This is a genomic window from Amycolatopsis oliviviridis (assembly GCF_014654365.1).
Lineage (GTDB): Bacteria > Actinomycetota > Actinomycetes > Mycobacteriales > Pseudonocardiaceae > Amycolatopsis > Amycolatopsis oliviviridis.
The window spans coordinates 1-18,209 of record NZ_BNAY01000018.1; the positions used below are offsets into that span (position 1 = coordinate 1).

Annotated in this window: 9 protein-coding genes; 5 read left to right on the top strand and 4 right to left on the bottom strand. The window is 69.0% G+C overall.

Annotated features, from left to right (window positions below; translation table 11 throughout):
- The 3 genes from IE302_RS41715 to IE302_RS41725 all read right to left on the bottom strand — a co-directional run.
- On the bottom strand, window positions 1–4,647 hold a 4,647-nt coding region (locus tag IE302_RS41715; RefSeq protein WP_444541950.1), incomplete at its 3' end, for a WXG100-like domain-containing protein.
- Window positions 4,648–4,766: 119 nt separating this feature from the next.
- Window positions 4,767–6,014, bottom strand: a complete 1,248-nt coding sequence (locus IE302_RS41720) for a helix-turn-helix transcriptional regulator (RefSeq protein ID WP_191260001.1) — start codon at window positions 6,012–6,014, stop codon at window positions 4,767–4,769.
- Window positions 6,015–6,210: 196 nt separating this feature from the next.
- Complete coding sequence (locus IE302_RS41725; RefSeq protein ID WP_191260002.1) at window positions 6,211–7,596, bottom strand: helix-turn-helix transcriptional regulator; 1,386 nt, start codon at window positions 7,594–7,596, stop codon at window positions 6,211–6,213.
- Window positions 7,597–7,788: 192 nt separating this feature from the next.
- Here IE302_RS41725 and IE302_RS41730 point away from each other — a divergent pair, with 192 nt between their 5' ends.
- The 4 genes from IE302_RS41730 to IE302_RS41745 all read left to right on the top strand — a co-directional run bounded on the left by IE302_RS41730 (window position 7,789) and on the right by IE302_RS41745 (window position 12,222).
- A complete protein-coding gene (locus IE302_RS41730; RefSeq protein ID WP_191260003.1) occupies window positions 7,789–8,418 on the top strand; it encodes a type VII secretion system-associated protein in 630 nt (209 codons plus the stop codon).
- 437 nt (window positions 8,419–8,855) lie between these two features.
- A complete protein-coding gene (locus tag IE302_RS41735; RefSeq protein ID WP_191260004.1) occupies window positions 8,856–9,314 on the top strand; it encodes an SsgA family sporulation/cell division regulator in 459 nt (152 codons plus the stop codon).
- Window positions 9,315–9,469: 155 nt separating this feature from the next.
- On the top strand, window positions 9,470–11,638 hold the full coding sequence (locus IE302_RS41740; RefSeq protein ID WP_191260005.1) for a hypothetical protein: 2,169 nt from the start codon (window positions 9,470–9,472) through the stop codon (window positions 11,636–11,638).
- Window positions 11,635–12,222, top strand: coding sequence for a type VII secretion system-associated protein (locus tag IE302_RS41745; RefSeq protein WP_191260006.1), 588 nt, complete (start codon window positions 11,635–11,637; stop codon window positions 12,220–12,222). The genes IE302_RS41740 and IE302_RS41745 overlap by 4 nt, the downstream gene beginning before the upstream one ends.
- 1 nt (window position 12,223) lies before the next feature.
- On the opposite strand, the gene IE302_RS41750 is transcribed toward IE302_RS41745, so the two are convergent.
- Window positions 12,224–14,932 (bottom strand): AAA family ATPase, encoded by a 2,709-nt coding sequence (locus tag IE302_RS41750; protein ID WP_191260007.1) that lies wholly within the window; start codon window positions 14,930–14,932, stop codon window positions 12,224–12,226.
- A 690-nt stretch (window positions 14,933–15,622) separates the two neighbouring features.
- Between IE302_RS41750 and IE302_RS41755 the strand changes: the two genes are divergently transcribed.
- A complete protein-coding gene (locus IE302_RS41755) occupies window positions 15,623–18,208 on the top strand; it encodes a helix-turn-helix transcriptional regulator (RefSeq protein WP_191260008.1) in 2,586 nt (861 codons plus the stop codon).
- Window position 18,209: the final 1 nt, after the last annotated feature.

The following is an 18,209-nucleotide window of genomic DNA, read 5'->3' on the forward strand; positions in this document are numbered from 1 at the left end:
GGTGCCGGGTAGTGGCTGGTGGGTGGGGAGGGTGTAGACGGTGTGGGCGATGTTGCGGAGGGTGTCTTGGGTGCCGGTGATGTGGTTGCGGCGCATGTGCCGGATGAGGCGGGTGGTGGCCTGCGCGGGCTCGAGCGCGAACAGTTCGTCGTGGTTTTTCAGCACCAGCGATCCTGTGCGCCGCTGGAGGGCGGTGTGATCGGCGGGCCGGTCGGCGGAGAGTGTGGTGTGGCGGTCACCGTTGGCGTCGGCTTCGGCCAGGATCCGGGTGATCAGGGGTGTCAGGGCGCCGTCGGTGTCCCGGATGCCTTCTTGGGTGAGGAGGGTGACCAGGTGCTCGACGGTGGCGGTTTTGTGTTCCCATGCCGCGGCGTAGGCGAGTGAGCCGATCCAGTTTTGATCGGCTTCGTTGGCTACGTCGAGGAACCGGCCGTGGTATGTGCCGGTTGGTCGCAAAGTGGGGAGCCCGAGCTGCTGGGCGGCCTCGGCGAGCGCGGGATCGTCCTGCAACGCCTGTCTACGCTCGCTCACCAATACTTGTAAGACTTTGTCGTCTCCGTGCACGTTCACCTCATGCAGTGAGTTCATCACCTGGTGCCGTGTGGGCGAAGGGGTGTTCGCGAGAATTCGGTCGATCAGGGCGATGATCCTGTCACGGTGGTCCGGCTTGGCGGCCTTCAGGTACGCGTGGCGGCGGCCGTCGTTCGTGGCCGCTTCCATCACGGCTCTCGCCTCGTCCGCCAGCTGTTTGGCGTCAGCGGCGAAACCGGCCGCTGCCGCGCTGGAGGCGATCGCGGTCGGGCTCTTCGTGTGGTCGGTGACGACTTGCCGGTACAGCCAGGCGGTGAGGTCGTCGGTGTGGCTGTCTTTTCCGGAGTTGCGGAGTCCCCGGTAGGTGGGCAGCCACAGCTCGCCGCTGTCCAGGAGGCGTGCTCGTTCCGTGGTGAGATGCTCGCTCATCTCTTTGAACGAGAGCCTGCTTTTCCTGTTGGGGTTCGGCCACCTGGCGATCAGGTAGCTGATGTTGAGGTCGCCGAAGTCGAGCAGGAGTTGCTTGGCCGTCGAGGCGAGTCCCTCCTCGGCCGGTGAGATGTCCGGGCCGTAGCCGGTGGGTTCGGTTTCGGCGCCGAGGGCCCGTGCCGCGGAAGGGAGGCCGTCGAGGTCGAGCGGGGCGAGGGAATAGTCCTGGGTGAGTTCTTCGGCGGGGGTCTCGAGGATGGTTTGGGCGATGGTTTCGAGGTCGTGCTGGGGCCCGGTGATGTGCCGGGTCCGCATGTGTGTGACCAGGGCTGTGACCGGGGCCGTGCCGGTGGAGGCGTAGAGGGCGGGGGTTGCGTTGACGATGGCGGCGGTTCGGGCGTGGATGGCGGCGTGCTGCCCCTGGTCGGTGGCGTCGAGGAGGGGCAGCCGGTCACCCTGGCGGGTGGCCTCGCCGATGACCGTGGTGACGATCTCGCGGAGAACGCCGGGATCTCCGGTGATGCCTTCATCCCGCAGCAGGCGGGTGAGCTCGTCGGCCGTGGCGGTCTTGTGTTCCCACGCCGCGGCGTAAGCGAGTTTGTCGATCCAGCCCCGATCCGCCGTCTTGGCCACGTCCAGGAACCGGCCCAGAAACGCGCCGCTCGGCCGCAAAGTAGGAAGCCCGAGTTGCCGCGAGGCAGCGGCCAGCGCGGGATCGTCCTTCAACGCCTGTTCCCGCTCGGTTATCAGTCCGCGCAACGCGGCGATTGCTCCGTGCACGTTCAAGTCATTCAGTGAGGTGAGTGTCTTGCCTTGAGTGCGGCGGGTGGTATTCGCGAGAATCCGGTCGAGCAGCGCGATGATTTTGACGCGGTGTTCAGGTTTACTGAGTATCAGATAGGGGTGGCGGCGGCCGTCGATTGCTGCCGCTTCCGCCGCCGCGTCCGCTGCGTTCGTGAGTTTCGCATAGCTGGAGGCGAAGCCTGTTTCCGCCGCGGTTTTGGCTATCGCGGCAGGATTGCTCGTCTGGTCGGCGACGACTTTTCGGTAGACCCACGCGGTGAGATCATTCAACTCTTCTTTGCTGAAATTTTCGACATTGCTCTTCCCTCGATAAAGCGGACTCCACAGGGTGCCGGAATTGGCCTGATTTTCCCTTTCCTGCTTGAAGTGCAGGTGGAATTGTTTGTCGAATAGGCCCTGTGGGAAGATTTCGCGGGGAATCGAGTAGGAGAGCCACCGGTCGGAGAGGTTGCCGTACTGGTGGAGGAGCCTCGCTGAGACCTCGGCGAGCCTCGCCGAGGTCTCAGGGGCTTTGGGGTCGGCCACCATCGTGTCATTCCGGCGGCGTTTCGGTGCGAGGTGGAGGGTGTGGGGGATGGCGGGGTCGGTGAGGCTGAGGCCGCCGGTGGGTGCGACGAAAAGAGGGGTCTGGTGATAAGGGGCGTGGAGCTCGACGCCGAAGGTGGCGTGGATCGCGGGGGTAAGGCGGTCGAGCAGGGTGGGGGTGAGGTCGCAGGCGAGGAGGTCGATTTTCGTGTAGTTGCGCCAAGCGGCGAGCTGGGTGGGGAGGTCTTGAAGGGCTGCGATGAGCCTTTCGGGCCGGTGTGCCGGGTCCAGGGTGTGGTGTCCGGGTAGCGCGAAGGTGTTGTCGCGGTGTTGGACGACGACGCGGAAAACGCCGGGTTCCGGGTGTGGGAAGGCGTTGGTGATGTTCGTGGTGTAGCCGTCGGGGACGAAGGCCACGCCACCGTTGCCCGGTAGCGGGATGGCTCGCACGGGCTCGATCGGGAAAGAAGCGGGGACGTCGTGTGGTCGTGGCGTGGTGATCGCTGAGGGCTCGGGCATGGACGCTGACGGCGTGGGGTCCGTGAGGGCCGGGGTGTGGAGGGTGTCCGGCACGGTGGGGGGCCGTGTGGTGGCGGGTGCGGTCTCGGCGAGGAAGGACCGGGTGCTGTCCGGCAGCACCGTGTCGGCGGCGCGCGCGGTGGCGGCGAGGTGTCCGCCGGCGGTGTCGGGTCGCGCGGCGGGCAGCGCCGGTGAAAGGCTCGCGGTGGTGCTGAGCGGGGCGGCGGTGCGATCGGCCTGAACACGTGATGACGTCGTGTCCGGGCTTGTGGATCTGGCCGGGTTCGACGTGTCCGGCCGGGTCTCCGAGACGACCGCGGTCTCCGGGGTGAGGAGCCGGTGACCGGGAGGCGCACCGGCCACGACACTCGTGATGCCGTCGGGTGAACCGTGGCCAACCTCCGGCGCGAGGGTGTCCGGGGTGGCGGTTCCCCTGTTCCCCCGTTCCGGTGTCGCGCCGGCGGCAAGGGCTGTCTGACTGGCCGCGTCACTCAGCGGCGAGAGGGTCGTGGGTGCGGCACCGTTCGCCGCGGCGGTGGTGTGGAGGGTGCCGAGGGCGTGGGGGCTGGTGGTGTAGGCGGGGGTCTTCTCCAGGCGGAGGCCGGTTTCCGCGGGGAGGGTGGTGTAGGGCGGCGGCGTTTCGGATGCCTCGGGGGTTTTGAGTACGTCCTTGGCGGGCTTCTCGGTGCCGGGTTCTTTGGCGGTGTCCGGCTTTTCGGTGAGGGTGGGGATGGTGAGGTCGGGGATTTCGGGTGGGTGGATGGTGTCGAGATTGCCGTTCGTGGTTCCGTTGGTGCGGCTGCCGCCGTAGCGGGAGAGTGCGCCGAGGGCGCCGAGGGCGGGGTTGCCGGTGGGGGCGCCGAGGGCGAGGTTGATCAGGGGTGCGGTGGCGATGACGGTGATCATTTGGCCGGTGGCGTAAGCGGCGTCGCCGAGGGCGGCGAGGGGTTTGTTGATGGTGGTGATGACCTGGCCGACGGTGACGTTGTCGGCGAGGAGGTCGTCGGGATGGCGGGTGGCGAGGCGGTCGCGGAGGCTGAAGGCGGTGGAGCGGATTCCTCCGGCTGCGGAGTGGAAGATTCCGGCGAACGCGCCGCCGAGTGCTCCTCCGACGAGGGAGGAGGTGAGGGATGTGGTGTCCCAGCCTTGGCGGTCGCCGTCGGCGATTTGGCGGGCTTGAACACCGAAGTCGGTGCCGCCCATCAACGCCGCGCCGAAGGCGGCGAAGCCGCCGGTTTTGATGGCGAGGTCTTTCGCGAACTTCAGCAACGCGGTTTTGGTGGCTTGCGACAGGCCACCGCTGAGGGACAGTTGTCCCATGCGGGTGATCAGGGCCCGCCAGATCGCGGTCAGCGCCACCCTCGCAGCGGCGATGACGACCCCGGTGAACAAGGCTCCGATCAGGGTGGCCATCAAATGGATGATCGAGGCGAGGGTGAAGGCGGCGAAGACGACGAACATGACTTTGGTTTTGTAGACGTCGGCGGCGGCGTTCTGCGCCATTTTCGCCAGCTCACCCGCGGCCTCACCCAGCCCCGCGACCCCGTCGGGGATCGTCGCACTCAGGAAGTGGGCGAAGAACTCCCCGGTCTCACCCTCCAAGACCTGCGGGACCGCCACACCGGCTGCCCGGGCAGCGGCCTCGAACACCCCGGCCGCGTCCTCGAACGCCTCCCACGCTTTCCACAACGCGACCAGGCCCTGATCGTCACTCTCCGGCCACGACAAGCCCAGAGTGAACTCCAGGAACTTCCGCACATCCGGCGGAATGTGCACACCCCCGTTGCTCAAGTGCGACACCTCCTCCGAACAACCAAGCCGTCGTCTGCCTGCGGACACAAAACGGCCCGGTGCAAGTCACCTTGCACCGGGCCGGTGGCCGCTATCAGGGCGGAAGTACCCGATCGGCCTAAACGGAGGGAATCACTTCGCGAACGAAACTCGTCGTCGGTCCAGGCTCAGCCGAGGTCGAGGCCGGGGGCCAGCAGCTCTTTGCGGCTGGAGAGCTGGAGCTTGCGGTAGACGCCGGAGAGGTGGAACTCGACCGTTCGTACGGTCAGCTCGGTTCTCGCCGCGATCTCCTTGTTGGTGAACCCGGCCCTGGCCAGACTGGCGACGCGATGCTCCTGCGGGCTCAGCGACTTGCGGGGCGGGGCCTTGTCCACCTTCCGTTGCTCGACGGCGACTTCCCCGGCCAGTCGGCGGTTGCCGATCTCGTGCGCGAGCTCCGCCGCGAGCGAGAACTGACCGGCCGCCCGTGGGGCATCTCCGGCGGCGGCGAGGGCCCGCCCGAACTCCAGGCACACCGTGGCGAGCTCGACCCGGGCACTGGCGACTTCGAGCAGCTGGACAGCGTCGCCGAGCAGTGCGACTTCCTGGCCCCGGCCTGCGACCATGGCCTTCACATACAGTGCGTAACCGACTCCGGCCGGGGCGCCGCAGTGCTTCGCGGCTTCGTGTTCACCCTCGGCCAGCGAACGGGCCAGGTCCGGGCGGCCGCACCCGGCGGCGGCGAACGCGGCCATGGCGCGCCAGTGCAGGACGGCCTGACTGGCCATGTGCTCGAACGCATGGGTGTCACCGCAGGTGACGAAGTCGTTCAGCGCTTCCTGGTACCGGCCTTCGGCGAGCCGGACGGTGCCGCGCGCTGCCAGCAGCAACGGCCGGTGGGCCGAGGGGCGCCCGGTCAGACCGTCGAGATCGCTTTCTTTGGCCAGGGTCACGGCTTCCTCGATCTCGCCCGCCCGCACCAGGGTTTCGAGCTGCCAGGCCAGGGCGAGGTGTCGGACACTGCGTGGAACACCGGGCCCGACCAGGCGTGACAGCATGTCCCGGGCACCGGCCAGGTCGCCCGCCAGCCGGGCGATCTGCGCGCGGACCAGCGGCCACACCAGATCCGAGGCGGGGCCGGCAGGTCCGGTCCGGCCGGCGAGGCGGGTGCAATGAGCGTCGAGCGCCCGGATGGCACGGGCGATGAGCAGCACGGAAACCGCCCGCCACACGCAGCGGAGGTCGTTCATGCACGGTGCGGTGGCGAGGGCGCGGTCGGCCAGCTGGGTCGCCAGGTTCCGGTCGATTCCCTGCAGCCCGACCGCCATGGCCTCGGTCGCCAGGCAATCCGGGTGCAGGGGAGCGGGAAGGAACTCCTGAGGCTCGTCGTGCCCAGGTATGGCCGGGGTTTGGGTGTGCTCGAAAAGCTGGGTCATCGCCTCGGCCTCGTCTGGACTCGCGCCGTCATCGGACTCTCTTCGGCCATCGCCAGGTCCCCGCTCGTGCTCCTCGATCTTCCGTCGCGTCACGTCCGGATCGTCGATCCGGACATTTCGCCAACGACGTTAGGCCGCCCTTGGCAGCGCGTCAACTGCGGAAACCGCCGTTGAGACAACTTTTCACCTCGGATCGTTACAGTGGAGGGAAGAGCACGGAGCGGAGTCCGCCGCGTCCGGCGATGCCGAGCTTCCGGTAGACCGTGGACAGGCAGAGTTCCACCGTGCGGAGAGAGACGTGCAGCCGTCCCGCGATGTCCTTGTTGCCGAAGCCCAGCCTGGCGAGATAGGCGACCCGGAAGTCCTGGCGGCTCAGCTCGCGGTAGCTTCCCCCTTCGCCCCAGTTCCGGAGCGCGGTGTCGATGCGGTCGACCCAGAATCGGTTACGTGATCGAGCGGCGAGGTCCCGGGCTGCTGAGAGGGCCTGCTCGCCCTCGGCGAAGTGCCGGTCCAGGCTGAGTTTGGCGCCGAAGTCGTACCAGAGGGCTCGCAGGTCGGCGTTCGCGCCACCGGTTTCCAGCAGGGCTGCGGCGGTGTGCAGAGGGTCGACTCCTTCGTAACTGTCGGTGATGAGAGCGTCGACCCCGAGTGCCCTGCCGATGGGATTGGGGGCGCCCCAGCGGTTCGCCTCGACGACCTCTTCCCTGGCGAGGGCGAGCGAGATGTCCCGCCGCTCGACGGCGTAGGCGTTCCGCGCCGCGGCCGAGCGCCAGGGGATGACCGCGGGGTTGATCACGGACCGTTTCAGCAGTTCACGTCCGCAGGCCATGAAATCCTCGAATGCCGCCTGCGGGCGATCGACGGCTTCGTGGAGGAGCCCTCTCGACCACAGCACCTCGGCACGGTCGCCTTCGTCCTCGAGAGGGCCGGTCAAGCCGTTCCGGCGGAGCAGGTCTCCGGCGTCTTCCAGAGCGCCGAGGTCGACCAGCGCGGCGACGGTCCAGGCTACCGCCAAGCCGTGCTGCTGGCTGTGCACACCGGCGGCGAGCAGCCCGGTGAACCGGTTGGCCGCGGTGACCGAGTCCCCGGTCAGGAACGCCACCCTCGCGTGCAGCACCGCCGCCGCGTGGCGATGGCGCTCGGAGCTCGACCGGCTGGCGTTGTGCACCGCTCTCGCGCAGTGCTCCCGCGCGGACTCGAGCTGATCCGCGTACACGAGAGCCAGCACCGCGTACCAGAAAGTGCCCACTTCCCAGCGTCCAGGCGAACTCAACGCGGTTTCCGCGGCTTCGACCGCTTCGTCGAGCTCGCCGATGCGGTTGACCACCGACAGCGCCTGCATGGCGATGGCGCGTTCGTCCGGGACGATCAGCCGTTCCCCGGCGGGCGGGGACTGGCCCGGCCGGGGGCCGCCGGCGACATAGACGAGGTCCGCCAGTTCGGCCGCGATGACGCCGGTGGGTTCGGACTGCAGGAGCCGGACCGCTTCCAGTGCGGCGTTGTTCGCTTCACTCCAACGGCCCAGCCTGGCGAGTTCGGCCAGGGCGCCTCGGTTGGGAGCAAGGCGATCGACGGGCGGCATCGCTCCTCCGGAGGTTCGAATCGGTACGGTCCAGCGATGATACCTGTCACGCAAAGTGACGCGAACTGAACCGTCGGTGTTCGATCGGGTGTGTTTTGGGGCGGGTTGCGGTGGACGTAAACACGGGAATCGTTCGAGAGGCTGACCTGCCTGCCTAAGGTGCTCGGAAAACTTCGGCCGGAGAGGATGAGGATGATCGGCGAGGACCCGACGGACCAGGAAGCCAGGCTCCTGCTGGTCGACCAGTTCTGGTACCCCGATCCGGACGACGACGAGGAAAGCCCGCCGCCGGAGGCGATCATCGGGCATTGGCCCGTCTCCGGCGACGGTCAGCTCGGCACCTTCTCGGCGAATCCGGATTACCTGCCGTCCGACGAGGAATCCCCGTCGGACCCGCTGGACGCGGTGCTGCACATGCTGGTGGACGGCGAAGCGAGGTCGGCGCACCTGCAGGTGATGATGGCCGGCTGTCCGCTCGACGTCGCGATGAACGGCGACGGCAGGCCGATGGTGCTCAAGGAAGAAGACGGCGCCCTGTCGCTGGTGGTGACCACCGGCGACGCCCACCGGGAACGGTTCCGCGCGCCGGACGTCCGGCGAACCGATCTCGCGGGTTTGGTGGACATGCTCGGAGAAGAACACGACGTCGTGCTCAACCCGGGCGGCCCGTCCGCGACGCGGCTCGCCAACGGGTTCGTGCGCTCCACGGCCGAATTCGGGGCCGACGAACTGGACGCCATCACCCAGACGTTCCGCGACATCGAGCAGCTGGTGATGACCGGATCGGAGTCCGAACTCGATCAGGCCGTCGCGACCACCTGAAAGTTGCGGGGTCAGCGCCGGAAGCGTCGCGAAAGCCACTTTCGGGACGTCTGATGTCCCCAAAGTGGCTTTCGCGACGTGTTTGGTGCGCGGGCATGGGTGGCGTCTGCGTGTGCTGGGGTCGACGATGGAGGAATTGGGACGTTGAACGTCCCAATTCCTCCATCGTCGCCAGGGGCGCCCGGTCCCCGGTCTTGATCAACGGAGGATCGGGGACACTCAACGTCCCCGATCCTCCGTCGACCACACCGGACTCCGGTACAAGCCCCACCCGGCGCCGAGAGCACCAGACCACCCCAATGGGTAGACAAATGCGAGTCCGCGAAAGTGGCTTTCGCGACACCGGGATCGGCGTGGGGGCGAGCGACCCGAACACGCCCTCTCCGCCGTCCACCTCGATAGGGCTGAAATGAAGTCACACCAACGAAAATCCCTTCATGAGTGAGTACGTACTGCCACCGTCCGGCCCGGGCGGCGGGGCCGGCTATTCCACTTGTAGCCATCCGATGGACTTCGCGGTCCTTTGCGCGGTCAACGGACGCGCCGAGGTACGAGGGCATTTCAGCTACGACAGCCGGGACCCGTATACGGTTCGGGCCTTCTTCGCGCGAGGCGAGGACGATTTCGTCGAATGGGTCTTCGGGCGTGAGCTGCTGGCCGATGGGCTGCTGAGGGCGGCTGGGCACGGCGACATCCGGATCCGGCCGTCGTCCGACGACCGCGCGCTGATCGTGATCGAGCTGACCAGCCCGTTCGGGACCGCGGTGCTCGCCGCGCTGCGCCAGGCGCTGGAGGAGTTCTTGGCGTGCGCCGCCGAAATCGTGCCCTTCGGTGAGGAACACCGGCTGCTGGACTGGGATTCGGAGCTGGAGCGCCTACTCGCCGGAGAGCGGTGAACGACGCCGCGTGTTCGTGAGGGAAGTCCAGCCGATCCCGCCGGTATCCGGGGAACGAGGTTCTCCGGCGGCCGGGCCGAGGGCACCATTTCTCGCGGACAAGGGGTTTCCCCGCCGTCCGGACGGACTCGTCGGACCTGCCCGAAGGAGCACGTGTGTCCATTTGGAAAAGGCTTCGCGCACGAGCCGGCGCGAGTCCTAACACCAAGGCCGAAGCCGCGGCCGGGATCGAACGAACCCCCGCCGGTCATGTCGAGGTCGTCCACTTGGCGGGTGCGGTGCCCCATCGGGCCCGTCTGTTCGCGTCGTCGCTGGCGCCGGATCCGCATCACCGCCTGCTGGTCGTCGACCTGCCGGAGAGCGAACTGGAAGAACTCGCCGGTGTACTCCCGGTGGGAACGCGAGGAGTGCGCCTGGTTCCCGTCCCGTCGGGGCAGGACCTTTCGTGGGTGGACGGCCAGTCTCTGGCGGAAACCCTCGGAAGCGCGGTCCTGCTCCCGCACGGGACGGTGCGGCCCTCGCACGCGGGTGTCTCCTTCGACGACCCGCTCACCGACGGCCGCTGGGTGCGGTACCGTCCCGGAGCCGAGGCGACCTGGGCGGGCCGGAGGTTGCCGCAGCCGTCCTGGGACGTGCCAGGCTCCTTGGCCGAGACCCAGGTGCTCGGCAAGGACGTCGTCGCCGAACCGTTGCCGTCGGGCGTCTGGTTGCGGGCGGCGGGCGACGACCGGTGGATCCGCGCCGCCCGGGCCAGGCTGATTCGCTGGGTGCCTTGCCGATCCGACGAGATCCTCGTCGCGCTCGGCGCCGAAGGCCTGGCGCCGTTGCCGATCGACGTGGTTTCGCGATGGTGGGAATCCTTAGTCGGGCCGCGTCGGGAACTGCTCCGCTTCGTCCAATTCGGACCAGTGCGGACCGCCGCCGGGAAGTCAATGGGACAGGCACTTTCCGACTCGACCGGCGCGGAGATCGTCGTCTACTGCGGCCTGCCGGTGCATTCGGTGAACGGTCCCGAAGTAGTCGCGCTGCGGCCCGACGGCTCCCACGGCTGGTCGATGTTCGCCCACACCCTGGCCTACCGGCCACACGGCACGGACGAGACCGGCGAGGCGGCACCGGTCTTGCGCGCATACCGGAAACCGATACCGAGGTTGCCGAAGGTCGCCGCGGGGGTCTACCGGTACGACTCGGACACCGTGGTCGAGGTCGTGCCGGCGGGACTGTGGGTCCGTGGCGAGGCCGAGCCCGCTTACAGCGACTTCGTCCGCACCCTGCCACCGGACCCGCAGGCGCCGACCGTGTTCCACAACGCCTCGGACGGGGAGATGACCGCGCACCACTGGCAGAGCGCGGAAGAAGTGGCCGAAAGGCTGCGGCAGACCACGGGAACGGCGGTGCGGGTGGTGCCCACCGACGGCATCGAACCCGCCCCCTCGACCAGTTGGGTGGCTCACCCCGGAAAGCGGAAGACGTCCGGCGAACCGAAGATCGCCGCCCCGGTCGCCGAAGAGCAGGCAGAGGCGGAAGAGCCGCTGGTCCTCTTGATGCAGCTCGTCGGCGGGAACCAGGACGCGGACACCGAAGACTCCGGGCCGAACGATGCCGCGCCTGTACCGGAGCAGGGCGCTTCCGCCGACTCCGTGCCGGATCCCGTCCGCGATCGCGCGCTCATCCGGGAGACCTGGCCGGAGCATTTCGCCGGTGCGGCGGAAGCGGAAGACCAGGACGCGTTCACCGATCTGATGGCGGCGCGGTTGCACCTCGGTCCGTTGGGCCGTGAAGCCGGGATGGACGCGACCGGTCCGCTGGCCGCGCTCGGCAGGCGCGCCGCGGAGGGGATCGTCGATCTGCCCCGGCACCGAGGGGCGACGGCCGCGGCGGTCGCCCCGGACAGGGACCAGTGGGCGTCGCTCGACGGGCGTGCCGTCCTGGTCGAGCCCGGCGTCTGTGCGATGTCCCTCGCGCCTCCGCCGCTCGGGGCCGGGACCACCGATCTGCTCGTCTGGTCCATGTCCGGACGGTTGGTGGAACTGCCCGCTGGAGACGGGAAGGGGGTCGTCTTCCCGCCGGGGACCTCGTTCGCGGTCCTCGACGTCGTCGAACCGGCGGACGGCCTTCGAGGACGAGTGCTGCTGAGGGAACTGAGCGATCGCGAGCTCGAAAAGCGCGCGCGTTCACTGGACGATCTGATCCTGTCGTCGCTGCGGCAGTCCGCCGAGCGCTGGCGCCGGACCGAATCCGGTGAGCCGACGCCGGACGGCGAGGTCGGCCGCCTGCCGGGCATGTCCGCCGGATCCGTGCTCGAAGGGAGCCTCAGTCGATGACCGGGAAGCAGGACACGGCGCCGAGCCTGGTGGAGTTGTTCGACGGCGGCGAGGTGAAGCTGCTGCTCGATCCCGCCTGGGCCGCAGAGAACGAGGACGACGCCGAGCCGCCACCGGACGCCATCCTGGGCGGCTGGGCCGTGACCGCCGACGGGATGTGGACCCGGTTCCGGTCCAATCCCGACTACCGGCCGCGGTCCGCCGACGCACCGCTGGATCCGGTGGACGCCGTGCTCCGCGCGATGGCCCGCGGCACCGGCGAAGACCTCACGGACGACCTGACCTCCACCCTGTTCGACACCGTGTTCGGGGTGGCCGTCGACGAAAAGAACGTCGCCCTGGTGCGAAGCGCGCCGGACGGTGTCTCCTCGGTCCTGGCCACCACCGCGTACGGGCACCGCGCCCTGCTCGACGTTCCCGGCTGGGTGGAGGTGACCTTGCCCCAGTTGGCGGCCGCGTTGCCCGAAACCGGGGTGGACGTCCTGCTCAATCCCGGATCCCCGGCGGCGATGCGGGTGCGGGCCGACGTGATCAGGGCGACCGCCGAGTCACCGGACGGTGTCCTCGACGCGGAGAAGCGGTGAATCAGGCGGATGATGCTCCCGTCTCGAACTCGCCGTTGAGCAAAGCCTTCGACAGTTCGATCCGTGACCGGTGGCCGGTTCGGGAGGCGAGCCTGCTCAGCCTTCCTTCGACGCTCTTCTCACTGGTGCGCAAGGCCGACGCGAGTTGCTTGTTGCTCAGGCCCTCGGACATCAGCACCGCGAGCAGATGTTCGTTCTCCGCGACGGCTTCCTGACGTCCGGGCACCGGAATACCGCGTTCACGCATGATGCTGCGGGTCCGCGCGCGCACGAGCAGGCAACCGTGCGCACCGAGGGTCTCGTAGACCTCGCTGAGCCCGTCGGGATCGGCGACCCCGTGTTTGATCAGCTTGGCCTGGATCTTGGTCTGTTCGAGCGGCTGCCCGCGTTCACCGCAGCGGCGCAGGCATTCGGCCGCCGCCGCGCGATCACCGGTCACGATCGCGCGGACGAACAGCGCGTGGACGACGTTGCGGACGGTCGGGGTGGTTTCCGCGAGCCGTTCGATGTCGGCGAGGCAGCGTTCCGCGGTCGCGCGATCGCCCAGATCGATCGTCAGGTCGGCCAGCAGGGCCCAGACGAGGTCCAGGCCGATGACGATCCCGCGTGCTTCGGCGTAGGCGAGGGCAGAGCGCACCTTCGCGGCCGCGCTCACCGGATCGCCGAGCAGGAGGTCGTATTCCGCGTCGGCGAGGTCCAGCAGGTGCGCGAGCACGGGGTTCGTCGTCCGTGCGTTGGCGAGCAGTTGCCGGGCGGTGGCGAATTTCCCGCAGGAGGCCAGCATCGAAACGATCAAATGGTGCATGCCGCTGTATCCGGCGTCGAAACCGCCACTGGAGCGGTAAGCGAGGGCGCGGCGCGCGATGTCGGTCGCCGAGTCGATGTCGCCCTTCAGCGCGGAGATCATCACCCGGCTGCTCGGCTGTAGTTCCTCCTCCGGCAGCTCCTCCTCGGCGAGCAGGCGTTCGGCGGGCCCGAGTTCACCGCTCGTCAGCAAACCCGCGACGTGCAGATTGACCTGCTCGGCGTGATAGCGCCGAACGGTGCGCAGCGGCCATCCGGCCCGGTCTTCGATGGAGGTCTCGAAATAGCGCAAGTCGCCGACGCACAGCCGGGCGAAGCTCCGGTGGAGGCTCGCGAACATCGCGGACGTGGTGTTGCCCGCTGTCCACTCTTCGGCGCCTTCGGCCAGCAGCCGGTCGGTTTCGGCCCAGCGGTCGAGCATGCCGCACGCCAGCGCCCTGGTCACGAGCGTGGCTTCGGGGGTGCCAGGCCAGTGGTGGTGACCTTCGGCCAAAGTGGACAACGGCTCGGTCCGGGCCAGCCGCCCGAGCGCGACCACGGCCGCGGCCTGGAGTTCCTGCGCGGTGCCGGCGGAAAGGTGGTCGGCGAAGTTCTCCAGCAACCGCCGCGCCCCGTGCAGGCTTTCGGCGTACTTCCCCCGGGAATGGCAGATCGCCGTATGGGTCAGGAGGATCATCATCCGCTGCGAACGGTTCTCGGCCAGTTCGACGGCGGCGCCGAGCCAGCGCAGCGCGACCTCCATCCGGTCTTCACTCGCCGCCGTGCTCTGCCGGAGCAGGTGCCCGAGAGCACGCCGCGAGTCGACGAGCTTGCCCGCGTCGACCACCCGGTCGCTCAGGTAGTCGGCATCCGGACAGGCCGCCGCACCCGTCCAGACCGCGGTGACCGCCTTCGCCGCGAACTGCTGCTTCGTGCAGGGCCCCATCCCCGCGATCAGCGAGGAGGCGATCTGCGGGATCACGAACCGCCACCCGCCGTCCGCCCCCTTGTGCAGAACGCCGTGGCGGCGCAGGACTTGGAGGTCGCGGATCACTTCCTCCTCCGCCACCTCCAGCGCTTCGGCGGCCAGTGTGGGCATGGCTGGCCCGAGGGGAGCGAGGACGGCCGCGGCTTCGGCGGTGCCGAGGACACTCGGACCGAGTTCCGCGCACATCTCGGTGATCCCTCCCCGGGACATCGGCGCGCCGGCTCGCGGAGCGGGCACCAGGTAGGCCCGCTTGTCCACGACCCTGACCTGGCCGAGCCGTTCGAGGTGCTCGTAGGCCTCGCGGAAGGCCGCGCGGACCCCGCGGCTCTGCGCGTGCAGGAAATCGACCAGTTCGGGTTCCGGGAGCACACTCGCCGTCGAGGTCACCTCCCGGCCGATCTCCGTCCTCGACATCGGACGCATCCGGAAATGCCGCACGAGACCGGATTTCCGGAGTTCGTCCACCGCTTCCGAGGCCACCGGCTCCAGCACGGGGGTCCGGACAGCGCACACGCAGCGGATCGTGCCGCTCGCCGCGCGGCGGGTCAGGGCGGAGAGGATCGCGAGTGAGTCGGGGTCGACCCAGTGCGCGTCGTCGATCAGCAGGAACGACCGGCCGCCGGGCTGCTGCAGGGAAGCCAGCAACGCCGCCGCCGCCCGTTCGGCCACCGCCTGATCGGACCGAGCCCCCGTGACCGGGCCGAAGGAGGCCAGAGTCGGCTCCCGGGGAACGGACACCGAATCGGTCGCGCCGGTCCTGAACAGCAACGGCAGCACGTCCCCGCGCGCGGTGAACCGGACGGCCGAAACCCGGCCCCCGTCCTCGCGCACCCGGGTGCCGAGTTCGGCGAGCGCCGTCGTGCGACCGGCGCCGGCCCGGCCGGTCACCAGCACGAGCGGCTCATCGGATTCGTTTACGGTGTCGAACAGATCCTCCACGCCGAGAATCGTCGCCGACGAAGAGGCGGCTACGAGCCGTTCGTGGCCGCGAGAAGCGAAAATTTCCGGCGATTCTGCCCCTAGGAACGGCGGATGGATTTCCATGAAGGACTTGCCGGTTGGAAAAAAGGGCGATTTCGTTCGCCGCGAACTCGTTCCTTCGGTCACCGGTATTCGTTTTCCGGTAGGCCGTCCCATGAGGTCGGAGAATTTTCCCACCAGACGAGACATGGATTTTGCCTGGTCGGTGTCTCGGCCCATACTGCGTTCCGGGACCTGATTCCCTGTGCCCTGGAAGAGGGGTGCGGGACAACTGGCCGAGGTGATCGAATAGCATGGCTTGTCGTTGGTGGGAGCAGGAAACCAAGCCGAAACGTCGCGTGAGATCCGCGAAAGGATGCGGATGCCGGACAGTTCCTGTGTCACCGTCGCCGACCGAGGTGACGGCGTCGGGTGCCCTTCGTGTTTTCGGCGAAATAGCTCTCTTTTCGAAGGTGGCGTGTCGATCCGATGGCAGCTCGGAGTAGCTCGTCCAGGCGGCAGGAGTGCCTCCGGCGTTTTTTCGTCCATCGGTTCTGCCCGAAAGAGCATCGGCCGGGCCCGAGGATGCCGATTTCGGTGGATAGAGATTTACTTGAGTCGTGGGTGGTGTGCTGGATATCCGGGTGATGTAGCGGAAAGGAACATGGGATGGCGCGGCAGGGCAATGGTTTTGTCGGACGCCGTGCGGAGTTGACCGCGCTCGCCGGCGTGGCGGCCGTCACCGCGGGCCCGGCGCCCTTGTCGGTGCTGTCCGGCGAGCGCGGCGCGGGCAAGTCCGCGACCTTGACGCAGCTCGGCCGCCGGTTACGTGAAGGAGGCGTCACCACCCTTTGCGTTTCGTGCGACAGTCCTCTTCCGGCGTGGGACCGCTACGGGATCACCTTGCTCGTCGCCGCGATCCGGGGGGCGTTCGAATCCTTCGCGGGTCGTCCACGGCTTTCCGAAGCTGTCGACGCCGTGGTCCGGCAGTGCCAGGAGGAGGCCTATGCCTCGGCTTGGGATCGTTACCGGCTGCTCAACGCCGTGGGTGGGTTGTTCGCCCGGCTCGGCGGGACGCGCCGGGTCGTGGTGCTCCTCGACGACGCGGATCTTCTGGCCGAGCCGGAACCGGTGCTCACCGCCCTGCAGCGGTTCGGCCGGCCGGTCGTGGCCGCCTGCACGCCCGGCGGGCCGGTGGCCGGACGGCTGCGCACCCTCGCGGACACCGTCGTCGAACTCGGGTCGCTCACCGGGGAAGAATCCGAGAGGCTCCTGCGCAAGGCCGTCGGCGCTCCGGTCGACATCGCGCTTCGGGACGCCGTGCGATCCGCGCTCGGTCCGCTCTGGGGGAATCCGGGGACCCTGCTGTCCACTGTGGCCGATCTGCGACGGCGGGGGCGGCTCGTTCCGGTCTGCGGGGCGGTCTGCCTCCGCGAGCCCGGCCGTGATGTCTGCCTCGCTCCGGATCACCACCTGCTGAAGACGGTCTCGGAGTCCGGCGCGGACGGGCGGGATCTCGTGCTGCTCGCCGCCGGGCGGCGCGGCCTGGACATCGATGGTCTCCCGGTGCTCGCGATGGCGACGGGTGGTTCGCCCACCGGCTTCACCCGGCGGGCCGACGCGCTGGTCCGCGCCGGGGTGCTGCACACCCGCACCCCCGGCCGGCTGACCTGTCTCTGTCCCGCGCTGGCCGCCTCGGTCGTCGAGCAGACCGGAGCGGACCGGGTCACCTGGTTGCACCGCATGATCGCGCGCCAGCTGCTCGACGCGCGGTCCCGGTACGCGCGCCCGATCTCCATCGTCGCCGAGCACGTCGTCGCCGCGGGCCGGGCGCTCGCACCCCGCCCGGAACTCGTCGGCCTGCTTCGCGACGACGAGGTGCGGCTCCAGCCGTTCGACCGGTCGAAGCTGATCGCCCACCGCTATGCGTCCTGGTGGCACACCGAACCGGGTGGCGAACGTGATCGGGCGTGGACCGAACTGGTGCGCCTGCTGGCCCGTTCCGGTGCGCCGACCGAGCTGGCGGGCCTGCTCCTGGAACAGGACGGGGACTCCGACGGGACGCAGGTGGCGGCCGCGGCGATGGTGTCGCTCTGCGCGGGGACGGCGGTGTCGACCGAACCGCCGGCGACACAGGGCCCGGTCGTGAACCGGTGGCTGTCCGGTGCCCCCGTGCGGTTCGAAGACGTCTTGGCGGGATTCGCCGTTCTCGGTGCCCCCGTCGCCGAGGTGGCGGTCGCGGACGCCCGGGTCGAAGCGGCTTGCGCCTCCGGCGACCTGGTTCCCGCGCTCGATCTGGTCCTCGGGCCGGACCACCGGCTGCCCGCGCACGGGCCGCTGGCGGCGTATCACCGCGTGTACGGCGGCTATCTCGACGGTGACTGGGACGAGGCGCTCAGCGCGGCCCGCGAGGTGGAGCTCGACCCCGCGTCGCCGGAACCACTGCGGACGCGGACGCGGCTGCTGGCGGCCGAGATCTGCGGCTGGCGCGGGGACGAACGCGCCGCCGCGGCCTGGCTCGACAAGGCGAAAGCGGCGGAGGTTTCCCCGTTGGCGTTGTGGGCGGCCATGGGGCCGCGTGTCGTGAGCGGGACGGCGACCGAAGCCCTGGACGAAGGCTGGGCGCTTTACCGAGCGGGGGCGGGGCTGCCCGACGAAGCGGGGATCCTGCGCTCGCTCACGCGCTTGCTGCTCATCTCGGCGGAGTACCGGGAAGCGCACTGGATTCGCCGGTTGCGCTCCGAGGCCGACGCACAGCACGAGCGGTTCGGGTCGCTGTGGAGCGCCGAGGTCACCGCTCTTGCCCATGGCCTCGCCGAGGACGCGCGAGTCGGTTCGGCCGCCGTCGTGGAGCTGGTCCGGGCCAGGGGAGACCGGTTCGGGCTGGCCACCGTCTGCCTGGCGGTGGGCAGGATCGCCGACGAACCGCTCGAACTGCTCACCGAAGCCTACGAGATCGCCCAGGATCTGGGCGCGACCAAACTGGCGGCGGCCGTCCGGCAGGCGATGGCCGACCGCGGCCTGACCGTGCCGGTCGTGCGGGCCAAGAGCCTCGAACTGTCCGAGATCGAGGTGCGCATCATCGGGTTCGTCCGGCAGGGACGGACGAACCGGCAGATCGCCGGGAGCCTCCAGATGAGCGAGAAGACCGTCGAAAAGTACCTCACCCGGCTCTACAGCAAGGTGGGCTGCCGCAACCGGTACGGCTTGGCGACGTCCGATCTGGACGGCTGGACCGAGCAGGTCGGGGCATGAG

Excerpts from the sequence above, each read along its gene's own strand:
- IE302_RS41730 (WP_191260003.1), top strand. The coding sequence starts at position 7,789 with ATGATCGGCGAGGACCCGACGGACCAGGAAGCCAGGCTCCTGCTGGTC.
- IE302_RS41725 (WP_191260002.1), bottom strand. The coding sequence starts at position 7,596 with ATGCCGCCCGTCGATCGCCTTGCTCCCAACCGAGGCGCCCTGGCCGAA.
- IE302_RS41720 (WP_191260001.1), bottom strand. The coding sequence starts at position 6,014 with ATGACCCAGCTTTTCGAGCACACCCAAACCCCGGCCATACCTGGGCAC.
- IE302_RS41735 (WP_191260004.1), top strand. The coding sequence starts at position 8,856 with ATGAGTGAGTACGTACTGCCACCGTCCGGCCCGGGCGGCGGGGCCGGC.
- IE302_RS41755 (WP_191260008.1), top strand. The coding sequence starts at position 15,623 with ATGGCGCGGCAGGGCAATGGTTTTGTCGGACGCCGTGCGGAGTTGACC.
- IE302_RS41745 (WP_191260006.1), top strand. The coding sequence starts at position 11,635 with ATGACCGGGAAGCAGGACACGGCGCCGAGCCTGGTGGAGTTGTTCGAC.